A 280-nucleotide genomic window follows, 5' to 3' on the forward strand; every position below is an offset into this window, starting at 1 on the left:
TGTCGAGGTGCTGGTGGACGCGCCGGGGGTGGGTGAGCATTTGCAGGACCACCCCGAAGGGGTGATCCAGTGGGAGGCGAAGCAGCCCATGGTCAGCGAATCGACTCAGTGGTGGGAGATCGGGATCTTCACCCCCACCCGCGAGGGGCTGGATCGTCCGGATCTGATGTTCCACTATGGTTCGGTGCCTTTTGATATGCATACGCTGCGCCAGGGGTATCCGACCGGGGAGAACACCTTCTGCCTGACTCCGAATGTCACGCATGCGAAGTCGAGGGGT

1 pseudogene is annotated in these 280 nt (G+C 61.8%); it reads left to right on the plus strand.

Annotation, left to right across the window (positions count from 1 at the left end):
* Positions 1-280, plus strand: a pseudogene (locus ACT3UQ_RS19790) (choline oxidase); the annotation flags it as partial.

Source organism: Glutamicibacter sp. AOP12-B1-11, from assembly GCF_052379245.1.
In the GTDB taxonomy this organism is placed as follows: Bacteria; Actinomycetota; Actinomycetes; order Actinomycetales; family Micrococcaceae; genus Glutamicibacter.